The organism is Bradyrhizobium sp. CIR18, assembly GCF_014198295.1.
Taxonomy (GTDB): domain Bacteria; phylum Pseudomonadota; class Alphaproteobacteria; order Rhizobiales; family Xanthobacteraceae; genus Bradyrhizobium.
Map to the genome: position 1 here is coordinate 167,217 of NZ_JACIHF010000001.1, position 13,184 is coordinate 180,400.

The window sequence follows — 13,184 nt, forward strand, 5'->3', positions numbered from 1 at the left end:
GATGAACGTTGCTGTGGCAAAGACCGGAAAGGGCCGCGCGGTGAGCGATCTCTTCACCAGCGCCGAGGGCCGGCTGCCGGGTTCGTCCGCGGTCACCGCTGTGCGCCGCGAGGCGTTCGAGACCTATGAGCGTCTCGGCCTTCCGCACCGCCGGATCGAGGAATGGAAATACACCGACCTGCGTGCGCTGGTCGGCGAGGTGCTGCCGCTGGCAGCCGCGCCCGATGCGGCCGCGCTGCAGCGCGCCGCGGACACGGTGAAGACGCATGCGATCGCAGGCGCGCGCAAGCTGGTGCTGGTCGACGGCGTGTTCGTAGCCGATCTTTCCGACGTGAAGGTGCTCGCCTCCGAGGCCGGCTTCAAGACGTTGCGGGAGACGCTGGAGAAGGATTCCGGTCTGTTGAAGACCGCGTCCGCCGATGCCGTGATCTCGCTCAACGCGGCGATGGCGACGGATGGCGTGGTGCTGTCGATTGCCGACGGTGCGCAGCTGTCCGCTCCGATCCAGATCATCCACATCGCCACCGCCACATCGGCGTCGGCCTTCACCCGCTCGCAGGTCACGATCGGCAAGGGCGCGCACGCCACCATCGTCGAGAGCTTCGTTGCGGCAGGCGCTGCGGCCTACCAGGTCAATGACGCCGTGATCGTTTCTGTCGGCGATGACGCCGACGTTGCACACATTCGCCTGATGGACGATGCACCCGACGCCTTGAACGTCTCGTCGCACTTCGTCACCGTCGGCGCCAATGTGAAGTTCAATTTCTTCAACATGACGACCGGGGCTGCTGTCAGCCGCCTCCAGGGCTTCATCACGCTGGCGGGCGAGGGCAGCGAGCTCTCCGCCAACGGCGTCAACCTGTTGCAGAAGACCGAGCATGGCGACACCACGCTGGTGGTCGACCATGCCGTGCCGAACTGCGTCAGCCGCGAAGTTTTCCGCGCGGTGATCGACGATCGCGCCCATTCGGTGTTCCAGGGCCGCATCATCGTCCGTCCCGATGCGCAGAAGACCGACGGCAAGATGATGACCCGCGCGTTGCTGCTCTCGGATGAAGCCGAGGCCGACAACAAGCCCGAGCTCGAGATTTTTGCCGACGACGTCTCCTGCGGCCACGGCGCGACCGCCGGTGCGCTCGACGACAGCCTGTTGTTCTACCTGAAGGCGCGCGGCCTGCCCGAGAAGCAGGCTCAGGCGCTGCTGATCCAGGCTTTCGTCGGCGAGGCGATCGAGCAGATTGCGGATGACGGTTTGCGCGAGCACGTGATCGGCATTGCCGAGCGCTGGCTGGAGCGGCGGTCATGAGCACGCATCCGGCGGTCAAGAACGGTGCCTACGACGTCGCGCGCGTGCGCCAGGATTTTCCGGCGCTCGCGATGCAGGTCTACGGCAAGAAGCTGGTCTATCTCGACAACGCCGCTTCGGCGCAGAAGCCGAGCGCCGTGCTCGACCGCATGACGCGGGCCTATACGAGCGAATACGCCAACGTGCATCGCGGCCTGCATTACCTCGCCAATGCCGCGACCGAAGCCTATGAGGGTGGCCGCACCAAGGTGGCGCAGTTCATCAACGCGCCCCGTACGGAAGAAGTGATCTTCACCCGCAACGCGACCGAGGCGATCAATCTGGTCGCCTCGTCCTGGGGCGGGCCGAACATCAAAGAGGGCGACGAGATCGTCCTCTCGATCATGGAGCACCATTCCAACATCGTGCCGTGGCACTTCCTCAGGGAACGCCAGGGCGCCGTGATCAAATGGGCGCCGGTCGACGACGAGGGCAATTTCCTCATCGACGAGTTCGAGAAGCTGCTGACGGCCAGGACCAAGCTGGTCGCGATCACGCAGATGTCGAACGCGCTCGGCACCATCGTGCCGGTCAAGGAGGTCGTGAAGATCGCCCACGCGCGCGGCATTCCCGTGCTGGTCGACGGCAGCCAGGGCGCGGTGCATCTGCCCGTCGACGTCCAGGACATCGGCTGCGATTTCTACGTCTTCACCGGTCACAAGGTGTATGGGCCGACCGGAATCGGTATTCTCTGGGCCAAGTACGACCACCTCGTCGCGATGCGTCCCTTCAACGGCGGCGGCGAGATGATCCGCGAGGTCTCGCGCGATGTCGTCACCTATGGCGATCCTCCGCACAAATTCGAGGCGGGCACGCCGGCGATTGTCGAGGCCGTCGGCCTTGGCGCGGCCATCGACTACGTCAATTCGATCGGCAAGGAGCGCATCGCCGCGCACGAGCACGATCTCACGACCTATGCCCAGGATCGGCTCTGCGAGATCAATTCGCTGCGGCTGATCGGCACGGCACGGGGCAAGGGCCCGGTGATCTCGTTCGAGCTGAAGGGCGCGCACGCCCACGACGTCGCCACCGTGATCGACCGCCAGGGCATCGCGGTGCGCGCCGGCACCCATTGCGTGATGCCGCTTTTAGAGCGGTTCAACGTAACGGCCACCTGCCGGGCCTCGTTCGGCATGTATAATACGCGGGAAGAAGTCGATCATCTGGCACAGGCGCTTTTGAAGGCGCGGGATTTGTTCGCATGAGTGACACGGCCGAAATCAAAGCTAGTCCGATGGAGACCCATTCGGCGCTGCCGCCGGAGGAAACCGAGCGGCTGACCACGGAGATCATCGCCGGGCTGAAGACCGTGTTCGACCCGGAAATCCCGGCCGACATCTACGAGCTCGGCCTGATCTACAAGGTCGAGATCAAGGACGACCGCTCCGTCGACGTCCAGATGACGCTGACGACGCCGAACTGCCCGGCCGCCGGCGAGCTGCCGACCATGGTCGAGAACGCGGTTGCCAGCGTCCCGGGCGTCGGCGTGGTCGACGTCAAGGTCGTCTGGGAGCCGCCGTGGTCGCCGGAACGCATGAGCGACGAGGCGCGCCTCGTGCTCAACATGTGGTGACGCGTAACCTCAGCATTGAATTTGCTCCGCAACGGACCAGATAGATAAGATGACCCAGGCGACACCAGCATCCACTCCGAAGCCGCGGCGGCCGCGCCCGCAGGTGATGCGGCTGACGGACGCTGCTGCCCAGCGCATCACCGAGCTGACCCAGCGCGCCGATTCCGAGATCGTCGGCTTGCGCGTCGGCGTGAAGAACGGCGGCTGCGCCGGCCAGTCCTACACGGTCGAATATGCCCATGATGTCCGCCCGACCGACGAGGTCGTGGAGGACAAGGGCGTCAAGATCCTGGTCGATCCCAAAGCCGTGCTGTTCCTGCTGGGCACCGAGATGGACTACAAGGCCGACAAGATGCAGGCCCAGTTCGTCTTCAACAATCCGAACCAGATCTCCGCCTGTGGCTGCGGCGAGTCGGTCGAGCTGCGGCCGGCCAAGATCGACGGGTAGGCCCGGCTCACGCCAAGCGCTCCGCTGTCGTCCCCGCGAACGCGGGGACCCATACCGCGTGGATCTATCTTGAGCGGAAGGTGCCAGTACCGGAGCTGGCACGACTAACAGTCTTCGCTAAACTCCTCCCTGTGATTATCGCGACGAGCGCGAAGCGCTCGCGCTGGGGTCGCTGCGTTCGCAGGGACGACACTAGGGAGTTAGTTGGGCCATGGACCGCGAATTCCTGATCGACCTGTTCGCCGATTTCGGCCCCGTCACCATTCGAAAAATGTTCTCCGGCTACGGCATCTCCGCCGACGGCATCAACTTCGCGCTGTCACTGCGTGCCGGCCTGTTCTTGCGCGCAGACGAGGTGACGATCCCGGACTTTGAAGCCGAAGGCTCAAAACCGTTTCAATATTCGACCCGCGCCAAGACCGTGGTGGTCAACTCCTATTGGGAGCTGCCGGCGCGCCTGTTCGACGATTCCGCCGAGCTCGCGCAATGGGCGAGGGCGGCGCTCGCCGCCGCCCAGCGCGCCAAGGTGAAGACGCGGCCGAAGAAGGTTGCGTCGAAGAAGTCCGTTGCCAAGAAGCGGTTGGCGAAGAAGCCAGTCAAGAAGACGGTCCGTAGGGTGGGCAATGCAAAGCGTGCCCACCGTTCGAAATAATCATGCGCAGTTCGTGGGCGCGGCGCTGTGCGCGCCTTTGCCCACCATACGAGAGCTCAGTCTGCGGCCTTGGTCAGGCCGACCCTCATGTCCTTCGCCGTAAACATGCAGATGCCGTCGGCGAGCACGCGGCCGTCGGCTATCCCGAGCACCAGCTTGCCGCGCCTGACCATCCTCATGGCGACCTCGTAACGCACGCATCGCGTCTCCGGCGTGACGGTGCCCGTGCACTCGACTTCGCCGACGCCGATGGCGCGGCCCTTGCCCGGTGAGCCTGACCAGCCGAGCCAATAGCCCACCATCTGCCACATGGCGTCCAATGCGAGCGTCGGCGGCATCATCGCGTCACCGCAATAATGGGCATCGAAGAACCAGTGGTCGGGCGCGATGTCCAGCTCGCCGACGATATGGCCCTTGCCGAATTCGCCGCCGTCCAGGCTGATTTCCGTGATGCGGTCCATCATCAGCATCGGCGGCGCGGGCAATTGCGCATTGCCGGGGCCGAAATAGCCGCCGTCGCTCGATCTCAGCAGCTCATCCCTGGTGTAGGACGATTGCGGCGTGTGAAAATCATGGGGATTGGGCACGACGACAAGTCCTTTGGGGGCTCGGGTGCAGACGGCCAATGTTGTCTTGTCAGATTTTGTTCGCCACGGAATAATGTCAAGCGGCGATGCTGTAGGGTGGGCAAAGCGAAGCGCGCCCACGGTTCGAAATAATCATGCCGAGATCGTGGGCACGGCGCTCAGGCGCCTTTGCCCACCCTACGGCAGCTCTTTGAAAATCTACGCCACCCGGCTGTGGGTTTCGACCGCGTATTCCGGATCGGCTTCACAGATCACGCGGTTGCGGCCGTTGCGCTTGGCGGCGTAGAGGCAGGCATCCGCACGCTCGATCAGTGCGTCGGTGTCGTCGCCCGGCTTGAGCATGGAGACGCCGACGGAGATGGTGACGCGGCCGAGGATCTCGCCGGTGGACTTCTTCTTCAATTCCTTCGCCATCACCGCGCGGCGGATATGGTCGGCCACCGTGAGGGCCTGACGCAGCGCGGTGTTGGGCAGCACGACCGCGAATTCCTCGCCGCCATAGCGCGCGGTGATGTCCTGGCCCTTGATGGTCTGCTTCAGCGACAGACCGACGAGCCGCAGCACCTGGTCGCCGGTGAGATGGCCGTAGGAATCGTTGAACGACTTGAAATGATCGATGTCGAACAGCAGCAGCGACAGCGGCTCGCCCGAGGCGAGGGCGCTCTGCACCGCCATGTCGATCATGCGGTCGAAATATTTGCGGTTGCCAAGGCCCGTGAGCGGATCGGTCAGGCTCTCGGCGCGGATCGCCTCAAGGCTCTGCTGGAGATTGCTGATCTCGTTCTTCGACAGCGTCAGCCGGTCTTCCAGCGTCTTGTTGGTCTCGCGCATCTCGCTGGTCGAACGCAGCAGCGTCTCGACGATCGCCCTGATCTGCTCGCGGTTCTTGGCCGACGCCAGTTTCTCGGTGGCTCCCGACAGGCTGGCATCGTAGGAGCCGGTCATGCCGAGTGCATCGCTCAAGACCTTCATCACGTCGTCGATCTCGCCGATGACGCGCGCGCCGACCTTGTCGATGCGGTCGGTGGTCTTGATGTGGGAGAGATAGGTCTCGTAGATCTGCTCGAGATCGGCTTCAGTCAGCTTGCCGCTGCGCGCCAGCGTCTCGTTGACGATCTTGTTGAGAGGCGCGTTGTAGCCGGTGGCGTAGACGTACCAAATCTCATAGTTGCGGGGAATTGCCGTCTGCCGCAGCGATCGGATCTGCCCGAGCGCTACCTCGGCGAACGCCATTGTGCGTTCGTGTTCGTCGAGAACCTTGACCACGGAACATACCCCACAGCGGTCGGTGCGCCGTCGACCGCAGCAATGCTTAAATTATGTTCGTAGGCTAACGGACGATCGTGAACACCCCGTAAATATACGTTCACGAATGCATCTAAAAAATTGTGCGGCGGCTTTGCTCAACCGAAACCTGGGGCGCCTCGCGCCTCAGGCCCCGGCGGGGGAGGAGCGAACCGGCCGCAGCAGAAACGCGGGCAGATGCGAGTGATCGCCCGGCTCGCTGTCGGCCTCGCGCTGGCGGCGGGGCTCGGGACGGCCGATCGACGGCACATGCGAATTATTGGACTGCTGTCGCGCGTCGTGACGCGGCTCGGCCCTGCGCTTGTCGTCGGAACGATGCCTTGCTTCAGCGGGCTGTCTTGCCTCCGAAGAACTCTTTGCTTCGGAAGCATGTCTTGCTTCGGAAGAATGTCTTGCCTCGCCACGGGCCTCGCGCGGCTCGTGGCTGCGCTCCCGATCACGGCCGCGCTGCGGCTTGCCGCGTCCGCCGCGTGAACGTTCGCGGCCACGCGACTCGCGCGGACGCTCGGCCCCATCGGAGGCTTCGGCGTGGATTTCAAAGTCGCCTTCGGCGCGCGGAATGCTCTTGCCGATCAGCTTCTCGATGGCCACCATCGACTTCTGGTCGAGCGGCGTCACGATCGAGATCGCGGTGCCGGTGCGACCGGCGCGGCCGGTGCGGCCGACGCGGTGGACGTAGTCATCGGGATGGTGGGGCACGTCGAAATTGAAGACGTGGCTGACCTCGGGAATGTCGAGGCCGCGGGCGGCGACGTCCGAGGCGACGAGGAGGGGGAGCTCACCCTTGCGGAACTGTTCGAGCGCCGCCATGCGGGCCGGCTGGTCCATGTCGCCGTGCAGTGCGCCGACGCTGAAACCATGCTTCTGGAGCGATTTGTGAACGATGGCGACTTCGCGCTTGCGATTGCAGAAGATGATCGCGTTCTTGAGGTCCTTGGCCTCGCGCAGCAGGCGGCGAAGCAACTCGCGCTTCTCGTGCGCCTCGCGTCCCGCGGGCACCTGCGACTGCGTGACCGTCACGGCAGTCGTGGCAGGCTTGGACACTTCGACCTTCTGCGGATTGTGCAGGAAGGCTTCGGTGATGCGCCGGATTTCCGGCGGCATGGTCGCGGTGAAGAACAGGGTCTGTCGCGTGAACGGGACGAGCTTGCAGACGCGTTCGATGTCGGGGATGAAGCCCATGTCCAGCATGCGATCGGCTTCGTCGATGACGAGCAGCTCGACCCCGGTGAGGAGCAAGCCGCCGCGCTCGGTATGGTCGAGCAGGCGGCCGGGGGTGGCGATCAGCACGTCGACGCCGCGCGTCAGCTTGGCATCCTGGTCACCGAAGGAAACGCCGCCGATCAGTAGCGCGACGTTGAGTTTCTGGCCGGCGCCGTAGCGGTCGAAGTTTTCCTTGACCTGGGCCGCGAGCTCGCGGGTCGGCTCGAGGATCAGCGTGCGCGGCATCCGCGCCCGGGCCCGGCCCTTTTCGAGGATGGTGAGCATCGGCAGCACGAAGGCCGCGGTCTTGCCGGTGCCGGTCTGGGCGATGCCGAGCACGTCCTTGCGTGCGAGGACGTGGGGGATCGCCTGTTCCTGAATGGGGGTGGGGGTGGTGTAACCGGTGGCCGCCACTGCGGCGAGGACTTTTTCGGACAGTCCGAGATCTGAAAAGGACATTGAGCCTCTGGTCGAAACCGCCGTTCGGAATCGAGGGTAATAAGGCTGTCGCGTTCCACCCCGAAACGGCGCGCTCTCAAAGAAGCTGGGGGTGCTGACTCACGCGAACAAAGCGCCAGGCTCAGGAATCGGTCTTCGATCTGAGCCGCGTCGTCCCGGAACATAGGCGGGAATCGGCCAAAGTCAATGGAGCGGGCGCGGGAAGGTCCTAAAAAACCTGAGGTTTTTACCAAATAGCGGGTGCAACTGGGGTTTTTCCGCCCAGCCCCGCGCTCCGGCCGGAGCCGCCAAAACGACGGCTAACCCCTATCCGAGCCCTGCGCCCGGAAGTCACCCGGGGCCATGCCATAGGCGGCATTGAAGACCCGGTAGTAGGTCGCCAGGCTCTCGAAGCCGCAGGAGGTCGCGATGTCGGCGATCAGCCGCTCCGGTGCCTCACGCATCAGGCGGCGGCTCTGTTTCAGGCGCTCGTCCGTCACGGTCTGCGAGAAGCTCTTCGCCGCGGTCTCGAACAGCATGTGCAGGTGGCGCACCGACACGCCGAGCTCGTCGGCCACCATCGTCGGCGCCAGATCCGGGTTTTGCAGGTGGCCCGCGATCAGGCGCCGGGCCCGCGAGAGACGGGCCGTCCGCAGCGCGGCCTGTCCGCGCCGGCTGCCGGGCCTGACGATGCCGCGCTCGATCAGCGCCAGATGGGCCAAAGCCTGAACGAGGGAGGTCGCATCGCTGGCGCCCTGATCCGCGGAGGCTTCGCCGAGCTCGGCAAAGCAGGCACCGAGCAGGGGCGCCAGGGTGGGATCGCTGAATGTCCGGGGCGCAAGCTCGCGCATGCGTTTGTCCTGCGCCGGGATGCCGCTGACCGGAATCTTCAGGATCCGCAAATGGAAGCCCCCGGCGCCCAGCGGCGCCGTTCGGTAAGGCAGGTCGGTATGACTGGTGGCGAAACTGCCCGGGGCGATCGCGAAGTCGTTTCCGCGCATGCCGCCGAACCAGCCGCCGCTGCCGAGTTGCTGGTAGACGCAGATGCTGTCGCCGGGTGCGTAGGCGATGTCGGAGCTGCTGCGCTCGACCGTATATTGCGAGGCCTTCAGCTCGACGAGGCCGGCGCCGCCAAGCTGGCGCAGCGAGAATTCGCCGAAAAAGTCCGCGCGCCGTTCGCGCTCGAGTTCGGCGGTGACGCCGAACAATCCCTTGGAGCGCACCTCGCGCCAATAATCGAAGCGATCCTGCGGCTCCACTTCGTCGGTACACCAGCGATACACGGCAGCCCCCTCGCTTCGAGCGCGTTTGCCTGATGCCAAAGAAAAAGCAGATTCCAGCGCAATCTGCCATAGGCAGATCGTGGAACCGGGGCCCGGGCCCTTGAACCCTCGTTACGTCTGGGCCGACTATCACACAGCGGCAGGGGGTCCAATGAACTGCTGTTCGAGGGAAGCGGCCTAGCGCCGTTCTGCAACGGGAATTTTGCGATGACGCGTCGGCTTTTCGGAATTCTGGCGGCCCTTGGCCTGACGGCGAGCCTGAGCGGCTTTGTAGCTCCCGCCTATGCCGAGAAGCGTGTCGCGCTCGTCATTGGTAATAACGACTACAGGAACGTGCCGAAGCTGCTCAAGGCGGTCAACGACGCCCGCACCATGGGCGATACGCTGAAGCAGCTCGGCTTCTCGGTGATGGTCGCAGAGAACCAGAGCCGGCAGCAATTCTCCGAGACCCTGCTCGCCTTCGACAAGGCGATCGAGCCGGGTGATACCGCGTTCTTCTTCTACGCCGGCCATGGCTTCGAGATCGCGGGCCAGAACTACCTGCTGCCGACGGACGTGCCGGCGGCGACCGAAGGGCAGGAAGAGCTGGTGCGTGACGCCTCGATCCTGGCCGACCGAATCGTCGAGCGGCTCCAAAACAAGAAGGCGCGGACCTCGATCCTGGTGTTCGATGCCTGCCGCAACAACCCGTTCGAGCGCAAGGGCACCCGCGCGGTGGCCGGTGGCGGCGGGCTTGCTCCGATGGTGCAGCTGCCTGAAGGCGTGTTCTCGGTGTTTTCGGCAGGTCCCCGCCAGACCGCGCTCGACCGCCTCTCCAACGACGACGCCAATCCCAATTCGGTGTTCACGCGCACCTTCGCCAAGGAGTTGCTGCAGCCCGGCGAGAACCTCGTGCAGGTGGCGCAGCGCACCCGCCGTGCCGTCAGCGAGATGGCCGATACCGTCAAGCACAGGCAGGTGCCGGTCTATTTCGACCAGATGGTCGACGACGTCTTCCTCAGCGGCATGGCGAAGGACGCCGTCGCGCGGCCGGCTGATCCGCCGCCGCAGAAGCTCGCGGCGCTGCCGCCGGTGTCAGTGCCGCAACTGCCGAAGGAGGAGACCCTCAACGCGCCGATCGCGAGCTTCTCGCGGCACAATGGCGGCTGGAGCGTGGTGTTCTCGTTCGCCGACCCGACGCTCGGCATTTCCTGGCGCATGGCCGGCAAGGGCGATTTCCGCGAGACCGGCTTCATCGATACGCTCGATCCGCGCACGCGCAAGCGGATGCCGAACCCGTCGATCGAGTTGCCGCCGGATGCTGCGGCCGGCACCATCGAGGTCCGCTATGTCGATCAATCCGGCGACATGCAGGGACCGTTCCCGATCCGGTTCGATCCCGAGGCCGCGCTGATCCGCGACCAGCGCAAGATCCTCGACATGACGTCGACGAGCTGGCTGTCATTCCGCGAGTTCAACGGGCTGCTGGTCTACTACACGCACCTTGTGTCTTACCGCTGCGCCATCCGCGAGGTGCGCATCGGCATCGACACTGCCGTGCCCAACCAGGTGCTGAAGATGCCTGCTTGCGACATGCGCGACCCCAGTGCGATTACCGCCGGCATGCCGCTCTACATGAAGCTTGCCCCCGCCACGCAGTCCGTCTCGGTGGAGCTGACTTATCGCGACGGCAGCGTCTCGGAGATCAAGAGCTTTCGGAGTGCGAACCGGCAGTAGTGATTGACGGCGTTCGCTGGCCGGAGCGCAGCCGTCAAAGCAGGGTGGTGACCCGAGGGAGCGGATTTCTCGCAGCGAGGCTCGGATCCGGCAACAATACAGAAAATCTTACGCAATAGCCTTTATCAATGCGTGAGCTCACCGAACCGAGCAAACCTCTGTTGCTAACCCCGTAATTTGAGCCGAAGACTGGATCAGGCTGGAGGCTAGGCCGGGGGAACGGCTGATGCCAAAAACGATCCAGGAACAGCTGGAAGAGGTGGAGCGTGATATCAAGCTTTATAAGGAATTTGATGAGGCCGAGATAGCTCGCTTCGAACGCGAGTCCTTCCTTTGGACCGCTGAAGATCGCATCGAGTGGCAGGAGACGCAGCGTTCGAATAAGCAATATCTCCGCGAACTTCACGACAAACGCCGTGCCTTGCTCAAGGAGATTGGGGGGTGACTTGGCACGTCTAGGCCCCCAAGGGGACCAATACACGGCGGGATTGTGGGCGTTCCCCAAGGACGGCGGACCCGTGTTCACCCAGGCGAGGGAACAACTCATTGGGTCGTTGGATTGTCCACCAAACCAGGGAGACAATCCATGATCCGCAAGTCCATCCTCGTAGCTTTCGCATGCGCTGCGCTTTCGACGACCGCTTTTGCTCAGGGTGGCGGCGGTGCTGGCGGAGGCGGCGGTGGTGCTGCTGGCGGTGGCAGTGCCGCGGCCGGTACAGGGACCGGCAGCGCGGGATCTGCGGCCAGCTCAGGTGCCGGAATGGGTACCTCATCCAGCAGCGCCAATTCGGGGCCGTCGGCTCCTTCGGGAATGGGGGTTCATGGCACCACCACCGGGGCCAACGTCAACACCAACACCGGCCTGAACAATCCGAACGTTCAGTCCCCGACTGCAAACGGCACATCGCCAGCGGCAGCGCAAGCTGGACGGAACGCAGGTGTCGGTCATGCACCGAACGGGTTGCCGATCGGCAGTCCCGGCACCGGGACCAGCAATGAGGATCAGAAATAGTTTGGCTTCCGTCCATGAAAGGGCCCGCGCAGTGCGGGCCTTTGATGCCCTTTAGGGTCTTATCTGCTGATAACAGTAGGGGGCCGCTTATTCCCGGATCGCAAGGATTGGTGCGATCTGAGCGGCCGGCGTTGGAGATCGCACAGCCAAATTCAAGCGTCATTCGACCGGAATCGGCGTTACATTGCCCGCCATATCTTGATCGAGACTCGCATCGCGGATCGTGGCTGCAATGACATCCGACCAACAACCGAACCGCACGAAAAAAGTCCGTTGCTGCATCGTCGGAGGCGGGCCGGCTGGCATGATGCTCGGCTATCTCCTGGGGCGCGCCGGCATCGAGGTCGCGGTGCTGGAGAAGCATGCCGATTTCTTCCGCGATTTCCGCGGCGACACCGTGCATCCCTCGACGCTTCAGGTGATGGACGAGCTGGGTCTGATCGACGGCTTCCTGAAGCTGCCGCATCAGCGCCTACAGAAGATGGACGGCCTGTTCGGCGGCACACCGGTGCGCATCGCCGATCTCAGCCGGCTCCACACCAAATACCCCTTCATCGCCTTCATGCCGCAATGGGACTTTCTGAATTTCCTGCGCGAGGCCGGCCGGCGCTTTGCCTCGCTCGAGGTGATGATGAGCACTGAGGCGGTCGATCTGATCCGCCGCGGCGAGACGATCGCCGGCGTGCGGGCGAAAACGCCCGACGGCATCATCGACATCGAAGCCGATCTCACCATCGCCTGCGACGGCCGGCATTCGACGGTGCGCGAGCGCGCCGGCCTCGTCGTCGAGGAAATCGGCGCGCCGATGGACGTGCTGTGGTTCCGCGCCGGCCGCAAGGCCGACGAGACGGAAAGCGTGTTCGCGCGCGTCGAGCCCGGCAAGATGATGATCACTTTCGACCGCGGCGACTATTGGCAGTGCGCCTATGTCATCGCCAAGGGACAGCATGAGGCGGTGAAGGCGAGGGGACTGCAGGCGCTGCTCGACGACGTCGTGCGCATGGCGCCGATCCTTCGCTCCGGCATCGCCGACGTGAAGAGCTTCGACGACGTCAAGCTGCTGACCGTCGCGATCAACCGCATGGCGCGCTGGACGCGGCCGGGTCTGCTTTGCATTGGCGATGCCGCGCATGCGATGTCTCCGGTCGGCGGAGTCGGTGTCAATCTCGCCGTGCAGGATGCAGTCGCAACCGCCAATCTGCTGGCGGACAAGATGCAGCACGGCTGCCCGTCCGAGGATGAGCTCGATGCCGTGCGCCGTCGCCGCGAGTTCCCGGTGAAGATGACGCAGCGCATGCAGGTGATCGTGCAGAACAACATCATCAGCGGCGCCTTGCAAGGCAGTGACCGGCCGCTCAAGGTGCCGCTGATCGTGCGCCTCATCACCGCGCTGCCATGGCTGCAGGGCATTCCCGCGCGTCTGCTCGCGCTCGGCGTGCGGCCCGAGCACGTGCATTCGAAGACCACGCCGGCATCGTAGCGCAGGAGTTCAACAGGGATAATTTCGCGTTAAATCGCGCATGTGGCGTTGCGGGCGTGCAACAGCGCCAACGGATTCACGGACCTGCGCGTGCCCATCCGCCACGTTAACTCTGTTGATTCGAATTTTAGTAACACCCGTC

General features: G+C 64.2%; 13 protein-coding genes. 9 read left to right on the top strand and 4 right to left on the bottom strand.

From position 1 onward, the window contains the following. Window position 1: 1 nt before the first annotated feature. The 5 genes from sufD (at window position 2) to GGD65_RS00890 (ending at window position 4,018) form a co-directional block, all read left to right on the top strand. The gene (sufD, locus tag GGD65_RS00870) at window positions 2-1,306 is read left to right on the top strand and encodes a Fe-S cluster assembly protein SufD (RefSeq protein WP_183234165.1); all 1,305 of its coding nucleotides are present in this window, start codon (window positions 2-4) and stop codon (window positions 1,304-1,306) included. Continuing rightward, the gene (locus GGD65_RS00875; RefSeq protein WP_183234166.1) at window positions 1,303-2,550 is read left to right on the top strand and encodes a cysteine desulfurase; all 1,248 of its coding nucleotides are present in this window, start codon (window positions 1,303-1,305) and stop codon (window positions 2,548-2,550) included. Before sufD ends, GGD65_RS00875 begins: the two co-directional genes overlap by 4 nt. Next, window positions 2,547-2,918, top strand: a complete 372-nt coding sequence (locus GGD65_RS00880; RefSeq protein WP_018323035.1) for an SUF system Fe-S cluster assembly protein — start codon at window positions 2,547-2,549, stop codon at window positions 2,916-2,918. The genes GGD65_RS00875 and GGD65_RS00880 overlap by 4 nt, the downstream gene beginning before the upstream one ends. A 49-nt stretch (window positions 2,919-2,967) precedes the next feature. Then, the gene (locus GGD65_RS00885) at window positions 2,968-3,366 is read left to right on the top strand and encodes an iron-sulfur cluster assembly accessory protein (protein ID WP_018323036.1); all 399 of its coding nucleotides are present in this window, start codon (window positions 2,968-2,970) and stop codon (window positions 3,364-3,366) included. A gap of 211 nt (window positions 3,367-3,577) precedes the next feature. After that, window positions 3,578-4,018 (top strand): TfoX/Sxy family protein, encoded by a 441-nt coding sequence (locus GGD65_RS00890; protein ID WP_183234167.1) that lies wholly within the window; start codon window positions 3,578-3,580, stop codon window positions 4,016-4,018. A 56-nt stretch (window positions 4,019-4,074) separates the two neighbouring features. Here GGD65_RS00890 and fabA read toward each other — a convergent pair whose 3' ends face one another. From fabA to GGD65_RS00910, 4 genes are all read right to left on the bottom strand, one after another. Beyond that, complete coding sequence (fabA, locus tag GGD65_RS00895; RefSeq protein WP_179730576.1) at window positions 4,075-4,605, bottom strand: bifunctional 3-hydroxydecanoyl-ACP dehydratase/trans-2-decenoyl-ACP isomerase; 531 nt, start codon at window positions 4,603-4,605, stop codon at window positions 4,075-4,077. Window positions 4,606-4,803: 198 nt separating this feature from the next. Continuing rightward, window positions 4,804-5,871 (bottom strand): GGDEF domain-containing protein, encoded by a 1,068-nt coding sequence (locus GGD65_RS00900; protein WP_183234168.1) that lies wholly within the window; start codon window positions 5,869-5,871, stop codon window positions 4,804-4,806. A gap of 165 nt (window positions 5,872-6,036) precedes the next feature. Further along, a complete protein-coding gene (locus tag GGD65_RS00905) occupies window positions 6,037-7,572 on the bottom strand; it encodes a DEAD/DEAH box helicase (protein WP_183234169.1) in 1,536 nt (511 codons plus the stop codon). 299 nt (window positions 7,573-7,871) lie between these two features. Further along, window positions 7,872-8,834, bottom strand: coding sequence for a helix-turn-helix domain-containing protein (locus tag GGD65_RS00910; RefSeq protein WP_183234170.1), 963 nt, complete (start codon window positions 8,832-8,834; stop codon window positions 7,872-7,874). A 207-nt stretch (window positions 8,835-9,041) separates the two neighbouring features. Between GGD65_RS00910 and GGD65_RS00915 the strand changes: the two genes are divergently transcribed. From GGD65_RS00915 to GGD65_RS00930, 4 genes are all read left to right on the top strand, one after another. After that, window positions 9,042-10,550 (top strand): caspase family protein, encoded by a 1,509-nt coding sequence (locus GGD65_RS00915; protein ID WP_183234171.1) that lies wholly within the window; start codon window positions 9,042-9,044, stop codon window positions 10,548-10,550. A gap of 226 nt (window positions 10,551-10,776) precedes the next feature. Then, a complete protein-coding gene (locus tag GGD65_RS00920; RefSeq protein ID WP_018323043.1) occupies window positions 10,777-10,995 on the top strand; it encodes a hypothetical protein in 219 nt (72 codons plus the stop codon). A 141-nt stretch (window positions 10,996-11,136) separates the two neighbouring features. Continuing rightward, window positions 11,137-11,562, top strand: a complete 426-nt coding sequence (locus tag GGD65_RS00925) for a hypothetical protein (protein ID WP_183234172.1) — start codon at window positions 11,137-11,139, stop codon at window positions 11,560-11,562. Between the two features lie 232 nt (window positions 11,563-11,794). After that, on the top strand, window positions 11,795-13,042 hold the full coding sequence (locus GGD65_RS00930; protein WP_183234173.1) for an FAD-dependent oxidoreductase: 1,248 nt from the start codon (window positions 11,795-11,797) through the stop codon (window positions 13,040-13,042). Window positions 13,043-13,184: the final 142 nt, after the last annotated feature.

What these genes read in the sequence shown, in the direction of transcription:
- GGD65_RS00915 (WP_183234171.1), top strand. Translation starts at nt 9,042, where the DNA reads ATGACGCGTCGGCTTTTCGGAATTCTGGCGGCCCTTGGCCTGACGGCG.
- GGD65_RS00930 (WP_183234173.1), top strand. Translation starts at nt 11,795, where the DNA reads ATGACATCCGACCAACAACCGAACCGCACGAAAAAAGTCCGTTGCTGC.
- GGD65_RS00920 (WP_018323043.1), top strand. Translation starts at nt 10,777, where the DNA reads ATGCCAAAAACGATCCAGGAACAGCTGGAAGAGGTGGAGCGTGATATC.
- GGD65_RS00905 (WP_183234169.1), bottom strand. Translation starts at nt 7,572, where the DNA reads ATGTCCTTTTCAGATCTCGGACTGTCCGAAAAAGTCCTCGCCGCAGTG.
- sufD (WP_183234165.1), top strand. Translation starts at nt 2, where the DNA reads ATGAACGTTGCTGTGGCAAAGACCGGAAAGGGCCGCGCGGTGAGCGAT.
- GGD65_RS00880 (WP_018323035.1), top strand. Translation starts at nt 2,547, where the DNA reads ATGAGTGACACGGCCGAAATCAAAGCTAGTCCGATGGAGACCCATTCG.
- GGD65_RS00885 (WP_018323036.1), top strand. Translation starts at nt 2,968, where the DNA reads ATGACCCAGGCGACACCAGCATCCACTCCGAAGCCGCGGCGGCCGCGC.
- GGD65_RS00875 (WP_183234166.1), top strand. Translation starts at nt 1,303, where the DNA reads ATGAGCACGCATCCGGCGGTCAAGAACGGTGCCTACGACGTCGCGCGC.
- GGD65_RS00890 (WP_183234167.1), top strand. Translation starts at nt 3,578, where the DNA reads ATGGACCGCGAATTCCTGATCGACCTGTTCGCCGATTTCGGCCCCGTC.
- GGD65_RS00925 (WP_183234172.1), top strand. Translation starts at nt 11,137, where the DNA reads ATGATCCGCAAGTCCATCCTCGTAGCTTTCGCATGCGCTGCGCTTTCG.